Raw genomic sequence first — 13,053 nt, 5'->3', positions numbered from 1 at the left:
TCCGCGGGAAGGCCCGTGGAGAGGCTCGCGGAGAGGCTGCGCAAGATCGTGATGGGGCGGGCGCCGACGTCGGGAGAGCGCTGAGGTGGGGAGGGGCGGAAGTGCCGGGGGCGGCGGAGGCGCCGGGGACGGCGGAGGCGCGCGCCGGATACCGCGTGGCCGGGGTGCCCGGCGCGGCTGCTTGAAGCTGGGGATCGGGTCGCGGGAGGGGCCGGGAACGCGTGTTACGGCTTTGTCTTTGTGGCCGCGGTGACCTCGTGGAGGTGGATGAGGACATCGAAGGAGCGGGCGATCGCTACGCGGGCGTCCGGGTGGGGGAATTCGGTGCCGATGTTGCGTGTGGGGCGGGTGGTGTTCAGCCAGGTGCGGGCGGCCAGCGGGGCGTGGCGTACGTCGAGGTAGAAGTTCCGGTGGCGGACCTTGTCGAGGACGTACTCGTTCGTGGTGGGCTTCGGGGTGCCCACGGTGAATTCTTTCCAGTCGCCGGCGAGGGCGGCGTCCTTCGACAGGAAGGAGCCCTGGTAGAAGGTGAAGCCGATGGGGAGGTAGTTCCCGCCCATCAGGTCGCGCAGGAACGAGCCCTGCGTCTTGGGGTACAGCTCGGGGTCGCCGGCGGCGTAGCCGACGTGGTCGTTCTGTGCGGAGAGAAGGATCTTGTGGCCGGTACGCCGCTGCCACCAGGTGACGTTCCGGGCCATCACCTCGTCGCGGAAGCGCTGGGCGGCGGTGACCGAGGCGGGGTCGTTGATGTCCATGGTGAGGAACTTGGTGGTCTGGGCGATGAACTGGGCGTTCTGCACGGCCCAGGCGTACGCGTCGCCGCCGCTCGAGGTGCCGGCCCTGGCCCCGGCCCCGGCTCCGCTTTCGGTCCCGGCCCCGGAGTCCTTGCGGTTGGTGATCAGTTCCAGGGCCTGCTGTGCTCTGTCGGCCAGTCGCTGTCGTTCCGCCATCGGCTTGCGGAAGTAGGCGAAGACATCGTCGATCGGGCGCAGTCCGGCGTACAGCTCGTTGAGCCTTGGCAGCGACTCCGGGTGGGTGCGCTGTACGTAGCCGGTCACCCGGGCGAAGAAGGCGTCGTTGATCGACGGGGCGCCGAGGTCGTCGCCCATGAAGTGGACGGTGCGGTGGGGGTGGCGGCGGTTGTAGTCGCGCATCCACGTGATGAGGCTGACGAATTCCTCGCGGTCCCAGGGCGAGTTGGCCAGCGCCCGCTTGGCGATCCGGCGGGCGTCGCCCTTGCCGGTCTGCAGGTACTCGTCTATTTCGAGACCGGCGGACCAGCTCAGCTCCAGGGCGAAGGTGGTGAAGCCTTTCTCCTCGACCAAGTGGCGGAAAAGGCGTTCCTTCAAGGTGAAGAACTCGTGGGAGCCGTGGGTGGCTTCGCCGAGCCCCACCACCTTGGCGTTGCCGATCATTGAGGAGAGGGCGCGCAGATCGGTCGTGTTCCGGCCGGGATCGGTTGAGCGGAGCGGGTGGGCTGCCTGCTCCAGGGCGCGGACGGGGCTCTGGTCCCCGTAAACGGGAGCGGCCCGGCCCGTTGAGGCCGCCGACGCCGACGCCGACGGTGCGGGAGCTGCCTGGGACGCCTGAGCCGTAACGGGGGAGAGGGCCGCCGCTCCCAGCGTGATCACCGCTGCCGTCGTCAGGAGTCTCCGTCGGCTGATGCGGTTACGGTGCTTGGCCATGATGTCCGTCCCTGCGCTTGTTTGTGGTGGCTTGGGATGGATCATGGCCCGCGTGCCCATGGCTGCGCGCTGGGGCCAGCCGCCCGATTTGGTAGGGGGTGCCCTCAGTAGAAAGGTGCACCCACCAGGGGAACGCCCTCACCGGGAGGGGTGTATCCAAGGGCACCCCCCGCAGGGCGCCTCCGCCTCCCCGTGGCATCAGCGACCAGTAATCTCGCCCCTCATGAGGAGCGTCGAACTGCGGGACGCCGTCGAGGACTTCGGTCACCTGGTTGCTCACGTAGAGCAGAACGGAGAGCGCGTGCTCCTCACTCAGGACGGCCAACCGCACAGCGTGCTGCTCCCGGCGGCCGAGCTGGCCGAGTTGGGGCACTGGGCGCAGCGGTTCCTCGGCGCCCCTATACCGCTGCCGGATGCGGCCCGGGAACGGCCGCCCGGGCCGGTGCGGCACGGCCCGTACGTGCGATACGTGCACGCGGACGGCGAGCGTATGACGTTCACCCGCGGGCGGGCGGTGGTGGCCGAGTTGCGTCCTGCCGGGTGGCTCAGTTGGCTGGAGCAGCAGGCGACCTTCGGGCGGCAGGAGTACATGGACCCGGAGCAGGCGGCGGCGTTCGCCGAGTTCCTGGCCAGGCAGCCACCCGTCGGCGAGCAGTGACGGACGGGGCCTGGGTGGCCTGGGGGGGGAGGGGATGGCCGGCAAGCACGTCCGTGAATGACAACGTCGGCCTTCACGACCACGGAAGGCCGTAAAGACCGACGTCATGCCGGGCACGAATCGCCCAGCGCAATCGCCCTACGGACCCGGCTGACGGAAGCGCCCCACGGACCCGCCCGACGGATCCACCTGACGGATCCACCCGACGCAACCGCCCGAATCCGCAGCGGACGCGCCGGACGCGATGCCCCGCCCAGGCGCAAGCCGCCCACCAGCAGCTCGCGCCCGTCGCGGACGTACGGAACGAGGCCGAATCTCTACGCGATCAGACCGCTGAGAGATCAAACCGCCACGACCTCAAACCGCCACGATCTCAAACCGCCACGACCTCAAACCACCACGACCTCAGACGTTGACGCCGAAGTCCTTGGCGATGCCCACCAGGCCCGAGGCGTAGCCCTGGCCGACGGCGCGGAACTTCCACTCGGCGCCGTTGCGGTACAGCTCGCCGAAGACCATGGCGGTCTCAGTCGCCGCGTCCTCGCTCAGGTCGTAGCGGGCAATCTCGGCACCGCCGGCCTGGTTGACGATGCGGATGAAGGCGTTGCGGACCTGGCCGAAGTTCTGGCTGCGGTTCTCGGCGTCGTAGATCGAGACCGGGAAGACGATCTTGTCGATGTCCGCCGGGAGGGCGGCCAGGTTGACCTTGATCTGCTCGTCGTCGCCCTCGCCCTCACCGGTGACGTTGTCACCGGTGTGCTCGATGGACTGGTCCGGCGTGACCTTGTTGTTGAAGAAGACGAAGTGCTGGTCCGAGTAGACCTTGCCGGCCGCGTTGACCGCGATGGCGCTGGCGTCGAGGTCGAAGTCCGTGCCGGTGGTGGTGCGGACGTCCCAGCCGAGGCCGACCGTGACGGCGGTCAGGCCCGGTGCCTCCTTGGTGAGCGAGACGTTGCCGCCCTTGGACAGGCTTACAGCCATGGGGATGTCCCTTTCCTCGTCGAAATCGTCGGGCTCCGTACTCCGGACGAAGCTACCGTCACCCTGGACAACGCCATGAAGGGACCGTCGGGTTCCAGCTCCCTTTACTTTCTTTGCCAATTCCTGATGCCGGGTGGTGCGGGAGGGGCGGCCGGGCGGCCCGGCAAAACGACGTGACGCGGGCGGGCGGACGCGAGATCATGGGGGCATGTCAGGGCCCTATGTCATCCGCGGCTCGGTCGCTCTCCCGGAGGCCGAGCTGATGTGGCGTTTCTCGCGCTCCTCGGGGCCCGGCGGCCAGCACGTCAACACGTCGGACAGCCAGGTCGAGTTGCGTTTCGACGTGGCCGCCACGGAAGTGCTGCCCGAGGTGTGGAAGGAGCGGGCTCTCCAGCGGCTGGCCGAGCGCGGCAGGCTGCTGCAGGGCGGAGTGGTGTCCGTACGGGCCTCCGAGCACCGTTCCCAGTGGCGCAACCGGGAGACCGCCGCCGTACGGCTCGCCGCCCTGCTCGCCGAGGTCACCGCGCCGCCGCCCAAGCCGCGGCGCAAGAAGCGAATACCGCGCGGTATCAATGAGCGCCGGCTGCGGGAGAAGAAGCAGCGCGGCGACATCAAGCGCGGGCGCTCCGGCCGCGACTGGACGTGAGTGAAGCCGCAGCGTGAGCGAACAGCCGCGATGCAAGCGCAGGGGCCGCGATGCGCGGCAAGAGCCGCGAAGCACGGAACGGACCCAGCCCACGCCGACATCCCCAGCCGTACGCCTTCCCGCGGTCCCGCCGTACGCCTCCCCGCAGCCCACCCGTACGCACCCCCGCACCTCAAATCCCGCACCCCAAGCTCCCACCCAGGGCCCCTCACCCCGAATCCACCCCCACCCCCACCCGGGCCCCTCACCCCAAATGCCGATACTTCCCCCGGAAGTACATCAACGGCCCCCGATCCTCCCCCGCGGTGTGCGCCGTCAGCACCCGTCCGATGACCAGTGTGTGATCACCCGCGGCCACCCGCTGTTCCGTGCGGCATTCCAGGCGGGCCAGGGCGCCGCCGATCAGCGGGGCGCCGGTGGCTTCGCCCTGTTCTGTGGGAATGTCCTGGAAGAGAAGTCTGTCGCTGATGCGGTTCTTCATGGCGAACCGGCCCGCAATGTGCCGCTGCCCTTCCGACAGCACCGAAACCGCCCATAGGGGCTGACGCTCCAGAAGGTCGTCCATGCGGGAGTCGTTGCGAACGCTCACCATCACCAAGGGGGGTTCGAGCGAGACGGACAGGAAGGCCGTGGCGGTCATGCCCACGTCCTCGCCGCGCGGGCCGTCCTCCGGATCGTGTGCGGTGATCAGTACGACCCCGGCGGCGAGCCGGGACAGGGCGGCGCGGAACTCGTCGTCACTCACCCCACCAGGATGGGGGATCGCCGCTCCACCGGGCGCGGAGCGTGGCGGAACGGGCGCGGCGGAGCGGTCGCCGGGCGTGGTGGCGGAGGTTTTCGTGAACACGCCATGAACGCTAACGAAGGGTGTGCGGCGCCCGCATCGGGCCCGGGGACCATACGCGCCCTAGGTCCGGCGGCGGAGCACTCCCTTGCGTCCGGATTTGCGTTCAGGAATTGTAGAAGTTCCTCCAGTGGCGCCCGTTCGGAGATCATCAAGCGGTCGCCACGCTCTGTGACTTGAGTCACAGCAGCCAGTAATTGTTGACCCTGTGTACCGAGTGAACAGCTCACTGTGATTCAGTGGCCGTGGCAATCGGACGACACCCAATCCTGGAGTTGCTGTCGAGGTCTCGGGGAGAGCGAGCGATGGAGACCGAGTCGGAGCCATACGTCCGTCTTGCGACCCTGCGGCAGCTGCACCAAGTGGTCGCCGATCTGAACACCGCACGCAGCCTTGCAGACACCCTGCAGACCGTCGCCGACGGCGTGATCACGGGGCTCGGTTACGAGCTCGCCGCGGTCAACCTCGTACGGCCCGACGGTGACCTCGTGGTGGCCGCGGTTGCCGGCAGCGCCGGCGCCGAGGCCCTCATGGCCGGCCGGGTCGGCTCCCGCGCCTCGTGGGACCGCCGGCTGAACATGGCCGAGCGCTGGGGCGGCCTGTGCTTCATCCCGCACACCGAGGGCTGGGTGCTGGACGACGACGATGTGCCGCAGTGGCACGCCGCCGGGCCCGAGCCGCGCTTCCCCGACGAGTGGCATCCGATGGACCGCCTCTTCGCGCCCATGTACACGGCAGCGAACGGTGGCGGCGAACTCCTCGGCGTGCTCTCCGTCGACAAGCCGCGCAACGGCCGCCGACCTGGGGCGTGGGGGCGGGAAGCGCTCCAGATGTACGCCTTCCAGTCGGCCATCGCGATCAGCAACGCGCGGCTGCGCGCCAACATGCAGCGCGCGCTGGTGCGCCTGGAGCGCGAGCAGCAGGCCCTGCGCGCCAGTGAGGAAAGCTTCCGGCAGGCATTCGAGTACGCGCCCAGCGGCATGGCCATCGCCGAAATGGGTGGCGACCAGCACGGGCGTCTGCACCGTACGAATGACGCGCTGTGCCGGCTGCTGGGCCGCCCCGCCTCCGCCATGCGCCGCTACTCGTTCTCCGACCTCGTCCACCCCGAGGACATCGGCACGCTGCTGCGCACCTCCGCCGAGGGCGGGCGCGCCGAGCTGCGCCTGGCGCGCCGCGACGGCACGTACGTATGGGTCTCGCTGCGCAACTCCGTCGTCGCGGACACCGCCGACGGGCCGCGCTTCCTGCTCACCCACGTCGAGGACATCGAGGAGCGCAAGCGCCACGAGCTCCAGCTCGCGCACCGCGCCAGCCACGACGCGTTGACCGGGCTGCCGAACAGTGCCGAGCTGCGGGCCAGGCTCGGCGCCCGGCTGTGTTCGCGCCCGCCCGGTTCGGACGCGGACGCGTACGCCTCGGCCGCGTCCGCCGCCTCGGTCGCCGCCTTCCAGGAGGCGCACGGTTTTGGCTCCGACACCTCCGAGGTCTTCGACGGGTACGACGCCGTCGACGGGCCGGACGCGGTGGCGGCGGGCCCGTACGACCATCATGTGCACGTCATCGCACCCTCGGACGGGCCGGAGGACGACGGGGCCAAGGGGCTCGCGGTCCTCTTCTGCGACCTGGACGGCTTCAAGTCGATCAACGACCGCTTCGGGCACCACACGGGTGACGCGGTGCTCATCGAGGTGGCCCGGCGGCTGACCAACGGCGTACGGGACGGTGACACGGTCGCCCGGCTCGGCGGCGACGAGTTCGTGGTCCTCGCGGACGGCCTGGGCAAGGCCGACGCGCAGGACCTCGCGGTCCGGCTGCGCAACGGGATCATCCCGCCGATCCGGGTGGACGGCCGGGCGGTACGCGTCGGCGCCAGCTTCGGCATCGGCTGGGCCGCCTGCGGGATGTCCGCCGAGGAGGTCCTGCAGTCCGCCGACCAGCGGATGTACGTCGAGAAGCGGTCCCGCTCGAAGGCGAGCCGGCGCGCGGGGTGAGCGGAGCGCGCGCCGGCGGGTGCGCTGTGCGGCGCGCCGGGCCGGAGCCGTACGGCGCGCCCGCCGTGCGTCATCTGTAGCGGTCCTGTACCCGTTCCGGCTCGGCGTGGCGTCCCCCGAACGGGGTAGGCTGCGCCGATGCGGCGGGGCGCCGCCGGGGCCTGAAGATCAGTACAGCCATCTCGTACAGACCGCTGGGGAGTGACACGGAATGACGGCCGGCAACAACGGCGCGGGCACGCCCGAGGACGACGACCCGTTCGCCCACCTCTACCGCTCCGAGGGCGGCGAGGGCGGCGCACAGGGCGCGGCGGGCGGCTCGGCGGCGCGTCGGCCGGGCGTACCGCGGGCCTCGTACAACCAGGTGCGTGCGGTGGGCGAGCGGCAGTACGGCCAGCGCCAGTACGGCCAGCAGCAGGTCCCCGCGCAGCAGCCGTACGGGCAGCAGGGCCAGCAGCCCTACGGCCAGCAGAACGCCCACTACGCCGCCCCCGAGACGCTCCCGGGCGGCAACGGCACCCGCCAGGGCCCGCCCCCGGGACACGGTCAGGACGGTCCGCCCCGGCGCAGCCACAAGGGACTGCTGATCGGCGCGATCTCGGTCGTCGCGGTGGTGTGCATCGGTATCGGCGTGGCGATGCTCACCAATCAAGGTGACAAGAAGGACGAGGCGGGCGGCGGCGACCCGACGCCGACGGCGGGCGAGTCCGTGAAGCCCAGCGACAAGCCGTCCGACAAGCCGACGAAGGCCCCGCTCCCCAAGGAGGCGGCGGCCTCGCTGTCGCTCAGCCCGGAGGCGACCACGGACAAGTCGGTGCCGGGCGCGAAGGCGGCGAACGGCGCGTATGTGTCGCTGAACAAGGTCGGTGCCGCAGCCACCTGGTCGGTCGACGTTCCCGACGGCGGTGACTACACGCTGCTCGTCGACTACGGCGTGCCGGGCAAGGACGCGAAGACGTCGCTGTCGGTGAACGGCGGATCGCCCGACAAGATCAACATGTCGAACTTCGCCCACGCCGGTGAGGGCGCCTGGGACAAGGGCTGGACGCACACCTGGCGCTGGATCAAGCTCAACAAGGGCACCAACACGCTCAAGATCTCCTGCGAGCAGGGCGACCAGTGCGAGGTCAACCTCGACCGCGTTCAGCTCAAGGCGGGGCATGTGAAGGGCTGACGGACCGGCCGCGAAGTGCGCCGACGACCCCTCAGGGGTGGTCGGCGCACCCGCATTTCAGGCGGGTAAGGCGGTGTTGCCCCTCACACCCCCACCGGATGCTCCACAACCCTGATCTCCCCCAGCAGATCCTCATACGTCCCCCGGTCGAACTCCCCCGCCGCCGGAGCCCGCACCGTCGCCGCTGACAGGGCCACCGCGCGGGTCAGCCGTGCCGGCCAGGAAAGGCCCTCGACCAGGCCGGAGAGCAGGCCGGCGACCGCGGAGTCGCCGGCGCCGGTCGGGTTGCCGGCGATGCGGCGGGGTGGGGCGGCCTGCCAGGCGCCGTCCGCGGTGACGACCAGCATGCCGTCGGCGCCCAGGGAGGCGGCCACCGTGTGGGCGCCGCGGCGGCGGGCGTCGCGGGCGGCGCGCAGGGGTTCGGTGGAGCCGGTGAGGGCGGCCAGTTCGTCCGCGTTGGGCTTGGCGAGGTCGGGGCGGGCGGCCAGGCCGCGGCGCAGCGGTTCGCCGCTGGTGTCCAGGAGGACCGGTACGTCGGCCGTACGGGCGGCGCGGGTCAGCCGCGCGTAGACGTCGACCGGGACGCCCGGCGGCAGGCTGCCGCACAGGGCCACGGCCCGCGCGTCGGCGAGCAGTTCCCGGTAGGTGGCCATGAAGGTGTCCCACTCGGCGGGGGTCACGGTCGGGCCCGGCTCGTTGAGCTGCGTGGTGTCGCCGGTGGATTCGTCCACGACGGCGACGGTGCGCCGGGTCGCGCCGCCGACCGGGACCAGCGCGTCGGTCACCGAGGTCTCCTGGGCGAGCAGGGCGCGCAGCGCGTCGCCGGTGCCGCCGCCCGCGAAGCCGGTGGCGACCGCCCGGTGCCCGAGCGCGGTCAGCACCCGGGCGACGTTCAGGCCCTTGCCGCCGGGGCGCTCGACGACCTCGGTGACGCGGTGGGTGGTGTGCGGCTGGAGCCGGGGCACGCGATAGGTGACGTCGACGGCGGCGTTCAGCGTGACCGTGAGGATCATGGTTCCCCCTCCCCGGAACATACGTGGACGATCGCGGCCCACCGGGCCGGTGACCGGTGGGCCCGTGCGGGACGGACAGCCGCGCGGGTGCGCGAGTGCGCAGCGATCATGCCATTGCGGGCCGCGGTTGGCCCACCCCTTGGGCCAACCGCCGCACCGCCACGACCGGTACGGGGCCGTTCGGCCTCCGGCGCCCGGTCCGTTCGGCTCCGTACCGGCGTATCCGCACCGCCGTACGTACGCCCCCCCGCGGCACCTACGACCGGTCGCCCAACCGTCCCGGCGCCCCCAGGCCCCTGCCGTCCCTACGCTCCGGAGCCCGCACGCCTCTGCCGCCCGTACTCCCGTCACACCCCCTGCGGCCGCACCACCCACTCGCCCCGCCGCACCACGCCCACCAGGTCGTACGACGCGTCCAGGACGACCAGGTCGGCGTCCTTGCCGGGCTCGATCGAGCCGGTGCGGTCGTCGATGCCGAGGAGCCGGGCCGGGTTGGCCGACAGGGCGCGTACGGCCTGGCCGACGGTCAGTCCGTCGATGGTGACGGCGCGCTTGAAGGCGCGGTCGAGGGTGAGGGTGGAGCCGGCGATGGAGCCGGCGGTCGGGCCGCCGCTGATACGGGCGACGCCGTCCTTGACCTCGACCGTCATCGGGCCGAGCGGGTACATGCCGTCGTTCATGCCGGCCGCGCCCATCGCGTCGGTGATGAAGGCGACCCGGTCGGCGCCCGCGTCGCGGAAGGCCATCTCCAGGACGGCGGGGTGCAGATGCGTACCGTCGTTGATCAGCTCGACGGTGATCCGCTCGTCCTCCAGGAGGGCGGCGATCGGGCCGGGCGCGCGGTGCCCGAGCGGCGGCATCGCGTTGAACAGGTGGGTGGCGACGGTGGCGCCCGCGTCGATGGCCTCGCGGGTCGCGTCGTACGAGGAGTCGGTGTGCCCGATGGCGGCGATCACGCCGGCGTCGGCCAGCAGCCGTACGGACTCCAGGCCGCCGGGCAGCTCCGGCGCCAGGGTCATCATCTTCGCGGTGCCGCGCGCGGCGTCGACGAGCTTGCGCACGTCCGCCGGGTCGGGGTCGCGCAGCAGGCCGGGCTGGTGGGCGCCGCAGCGGTGCGGGGAGATGAACGGGCCCTCGAAGTGGATGCCGGCCAGTTCGCCCTGCTCGGTCAGCTCGGAGAGCACGGCGGCCTGCCGGGCCAGGTCGTCCAGGTCGCCGGTGACGGTCGAGGCGAGCATGGAGGTGGTGCCCCGCTGCCGGTGGGTGCGGATGGCAGTCAGGCACTCCTCCGTATCGGCGGACGAGAAGGAGCCGCCGCCCCCGCCGTGTACGTGGATGTCGACGAAGCCGGGGACGACGAGGTGCCCGGTCAGGTCGATGACCTGGTCCCCGGCGGCCGGGGCGGCTGCTTCGGCGCCGGTGGCCGCGGTGATCCGGGTGCCTTCGAAGGCCACCCGGCCTCCCTCGGCCACGCCGGCGGGCAGGGCGACCCGGGCGCCGGTCAGGACGGTGCGCCGGGGGCTCGGGGCGCTGTCCCCGGACTGTTGCAGCGGCATCAGGAAGTTACCTCCGTGGAGAGAAGATCCCAGGCGAGCAGACCTGCGCCCAGGCAGCCGGCGGCGTCCCCGAGCGCCGCCGGAACGATCAGGGGGAGCCGCTGGAAGGTCACCCGTGCGCGGACCGCTTCCCGCAGCGGCTGGAACAGCGTGTCGCCCGCCTCGGCGAGTCCGCCGCCGATGATCAGGGTGTCCGGGTCGAGCAGGGTCAGCGAGGTGACCAGGCCGTCGGCGAGCGCGTCCACCGCGTCCCGCCACACCGCCAGCGCGCGTCCGTCGCCGGACTCCACGGCCTTGGCGGCGTCGGCCGCGGTGGCCTCCGGGTCGGCGCAGGCGGCGGCCCAGGCGCGGCCGACGGCGGCGGCCGAGGCCAGTGTCTCCAGGCAGCCGCGCTGCCCGCAGCCGCACTCGGGCCCGCCTGGCCGGACGACGATGTGGCCGATCTCGCCCGCGCTGCCGTGCGCGCCCGCCTCGATGCGGCCCTCGATGCCGATCGCGCCCGCGATGCCGGTGCCCAGCGGTACGAACAGGAAGCGGTCGGCGTCCCGTCCCGCGCCGATCCGGCCTTCGGCCAGGCCGCCGGTGCGGACGTCGTGGCCGAGCGCGACCGGGACGCCGCCCAGCCGCTCGGAGAGCAGGGCGCGCAGCGGCACGTCGCGCCAGCCGAGGTTGGCGGCGTAGACGGCGATGCCGTGGGCGTCGTCGACGATGCCCGGTACGGCGACGCCGGCCGCGACGGCCGGGGCGCCGAACCGCGCGTGCCCGATCTCGCGCAGTTCCCCGGCGAAGTCCAGGATCGTGGCGACGACCGCCTCGGGGCCGCGCTCGCGGCCGGTGGGGCGCCGCGCCTCGTAGAGCAGCGTGCCGTCCGCGCCTGCCAGGGCGGCCTTCATTCCGGTGCCGCCCACATCAAGGGCGATGACGTGTCTCACGGGAACAGTCTGGCGCGATCCGCCGTGAAAGGTCTAGTCCACTCGCGGGGATGCGGCGGTTCCCCTGATATCCGTGCTGATCGAACCGGTGTGACCTGCGTATGTGACAGGCGATGCGCAAGCGATATGAGGGGTGGTGTAGACCTTGTGTGGGTAAACGGGGGAGACTCGTCGTTCATGCCGGTTGAGGGCGAACCCCTGAAGCCACGGGGCATCCCCGGCAAGCACGGAACATTCGGGACAAAAGGCGGTAATGGCAGTGCAGCGGCGGTACTTGAGCCTGGCGGCAGCGGGACTCACCACGGCCATGACGCTCTCCCTGTCCGCCTGCGGCGGCAGCGCGGACGGCGGCGACGTCACACTCAAGCTCGTCGCGGCGGACTACGGCGACACCGAGGCGAACTCCTCCCAGCACTACTGGGACAAGCTCGTCAAGGACTTCGAGAAGCAGAACCCGAACATCAAGGTCGAGGTCTCGGTCTACAGCTGGAAGGACGTCGACAAGAAGGTCGAGGACATGGTCAAGTCCGGTAAGGCACCGGACATGGCGCAGATCGGCGCGTACGCGGACTACGCCGCCGCGGGCAAGCTCTACAGCGCCGACCAGCTGCTCTCCATCCCCGTGCACGCCGACTTCGTGCCCGCCCTCGCGGAGGCGGGGGAGTACCAGCGCATCCAGTACGGCATGCCCTTCGGCGCCAGCACCCGCCGCCTGTTCTACAACAAGAAGCTCTTCGCCGAGGCCGGCATCGCCAACCCGCCGCAGACCTGGGCGGACATCGCGGCGGACGCGGCCAAGCTCAAGGCCAAGGGCGTCAAGATGCCCTACGCGCTGCCGCTCGGCCCCGAGGAGACGCAGGCCGAGACGCTGATGTGGATGCTCAGCGGCGGCGGCAGCTACACCGACAGCATCGGCAAGTACACGATCGACTCGCCGCAGAACGTCAAGACCTTCGAGTGGCTGAAGAAGGACCTGGTCGGCCCGGGCCTGACCGGCACCGACCCGGCCAAGCTCAACCGCCAGGACGCCTTCAACGCCTTCGCGGCCGGTGACGTCGGCATGCTCAACGGCCACCCCACCCTGATGAAGCAGGCCGAGGCCAAGGGCATCGACTACGGCACCGTCGAGCTGCCGGGCCCCTCCGGCAAAGCCAAGGCGACCATGGGCGTCGCCGACTGGATGACGGCGTTCAAGCAGAACGGCCACCGCGACCAGGTCGGCAAGTTCCTCGACTTCGTCTACAACGAGAAGAACGTGATGGACTTCTCCGGCGAGTACGGCCTGCTGCCCGTCACCACCTCCGGGTCCCAGGCGATGCTCGCCAACAGCAAGTACGCCAAGCTGCACAGCTTCCTGGGCCAGCTGGCCCAGGCCGAGTTCTACCCCGCGAACAAGACCTCCTGGCCGATGGTCAGCAAGACCGTCAAGGCGAAGATGGGCACCGCGGTGGGCGCCAACGGCAACCCGGCCGGTGTGCTCAGCGACATCCAGAACGCGGCGAACGAGGCGGACAACGCCGGTCAGTGAGCCGGCCTGCCGCACGCCCGGCCCTGGTGGGCGGGCGTGCGG

The 13,053-nt window shown here is 71.2% G+C and carries 11 protein-coding genes; 5 read left to right on the top strand and 6 right to left on the bottom strand.

Annotation, left to right across the window (positions count from 1 at the left end; all coding sequences use genetic code 11):
- Nucleotides 1-224: 224 nt before the first annotated feature.
- Complete coding sequence (locus CP984_RS16165) at nucleotides 225-1,685, bottom strand: erythromycin esterase family protein (RefSeq protein WP_030179985.1); 1,461 nt, start codon at nucleotides 1,683-1,685, stop codon at nucleotides 225-227.
- Nucleotides 1,686-1,908: 223 nt separating this feature from the next.
- Here CP984_RS16165 and CP984_RS16160 point away from each other — a divergent pair, with 223 nt between their 5' ends.
- Complete coding sequence (locus tag CP984_RS16160) at nucleotides 1,909-2,343, top strand: type II toxin-antitoxin system Phd/YefM family antitoxin (protein WP_003981242.1); 435 nt, start codon at nucleotides 1,909-1,911, stop codon at nucleotides 2,341-2,343.
- A gap of 405 nt (nucleotides 2,344-2,748) precedes the next feature.
- On the opposite strand, the gene CP984_RS16155 is transcribed toward CP984_RS16160, so the two are convergent.
- Nucleotides 2,749-3,324 carry a TerD family protein gene (locus tag CP984_RS16155; protein ID WP_003981241.1) on the bottom strand — a complete coding sequence of 192 codons (576 nt, stop codon included), beginning with the start codon at nucleotides 3,322-3,324 and terminating at the stop codon, nucleotides 2,749-2,751.
- A gap of 208 nt (nucleotides 3,325-3,532) precedes the next feature.
- On the opposite strand from CP984_RS16155, the gene arfB reads away from it, so the two are divergent.
- A complete protein-coding gene (arfB, locus tag CP984_RS16150; RefSeq protein ID WP_003981240.1) occupies nucleotides 3,533-3,970 on the top strand; it encodes an alternative ribosome rescue aminoacyl-tRNA hydrolase ArfB in 438 nt (145 codons plus the stop codon).
- Nucleotides 3,971-4,214: 244 nt separating this feature from the next.
- On the opposite strand, the gene CP984_RS16145 is transcribed toward arfB, so the two are convergent.
- The gene (locus CP984_RS16145) at nucleotides 4,215-4,715 is read right to left on the bottom strand and encodes a flavin reductase family protein (RefSeq protein WP_003981239.1); all 501 of its coding nucleotides are present in this window, start codon (nucleotides 4,713-4,715) and stop codon (nucleotides 4,215-4,217) included.
- Nucleotides 4,716-5,119: 404 nt separating this feature from the next.
- Here CP984_RS16145 and cdgB point away from each other — a divergent pair, with 404 nt between their 5' ends.
- Together cdgB and CP984_RS16135 are read left to right on the top strand one after the other, a co-directional pair.
- Nucleotides 5,120-6,808 (top strand): diguanylate cyclase CdgB, encoded by a 1,689-nt coding sequence (cdgB, locus tag CP984_RS16140; protein ID WP_003981238.1) that lies wholly within the window; start codon nucleotides 5,120-5,122, stop codon nucleotides 6,806-6,808.
- A gap of 211 nt (nucleotides 6,809-7,019) precedes the next feature.
- The gene (locus CP984_RS16135; RefSeq protein ID WP_003981237.1) at nucleotides 7,020-7,982 is read left to right on the top strand and encodes a carbohydrate-binding protein; all 963 of its coding nucleotides are present in this window, start codon (nucleotides 7,020-7,022) and stop codon (nucleotides 7,980-7,982) included.
- A gap of 83 nt (nucleotides 7,983-8,065) precedes the next feature.
- Here CP984_RS16135 and CP984_RS16130 read toward each other — a convergent pair whose 3' ends face one another.
- From CP984_RS16130 to CP984_RS16120, 3 genes are all read right to left on the bottom strand, one after another.
- The gene (locus tag CP984_RS16130) at nucleotides 8,066-8,995 is read right to left on the bottom strand and encodes a 1-phosphofructokinase family hexose kinase (protein ID WP_003981236.1); all 930 of its coding nucleotides are present in this window, start codon (nucleotides 8,993-8,995) and stop codon (nucleotides 8,066-8,068) included.
- Between the two features lie 347 nt (nucleotides 8,996-9,342).
- A complete protein-coding gene (nagA, locus tag CP984_RS16125; protein WP_003981235.1) occupies nucleotides 9,343-10,551 on the bottom strand; it encodes an N-acetylglucosamine-6-phosphate deacetylase in 1,209 nt (402 codons plus the stop codon).
- The gene (locus tag CP984_RS16120; protein WP_030179979.1) at nucleotides 10,551-11,483 is read right to left on the bottom strand and encodes an ROK family protein; all 933 of its coding nucleotides are present in this window, start codon (nucleotides 11,481-11,483) and stop codon (nucleotides 10,551-10,553) included. Before CP984_RS16120 ends, nagA begins: the two co-directional genes overlap by 1 nt.
- Before the next feature lie 259 nt (nucleotides 11,484-11,742).
- On the opposite strand from CP984_RS16120, the gene CP984_RS16115 reads away from it, so the two are divergent.
- On the top strand, nucleotides 11,743-13,011 hold the full coding sequence (locus CP984_RS16115) for an extracellular solute-binding protein (protein WP_003987423.1): 1,269 nt from the start codon (nucleotides 11,743-11,745) through the stop codon (nucleotides 13,009-13,011).
- Nucleotides 13,012-13,053 lie beyond the last annotated feature (42 nt).

Source organism: Streptomyces rimosus (assembly GCF_008704655.1).
Lineage (GTDB): Bacteria > Actinomycetota > Actinomycetes > Streptomycetales > Streptomycetaceae > Streptomyces > Streptomyces rimosus.
Note: the sequence above shows the minus strand (reverse complement) of the source record. Positions and strands in the feature narration are given on the sequence as shown.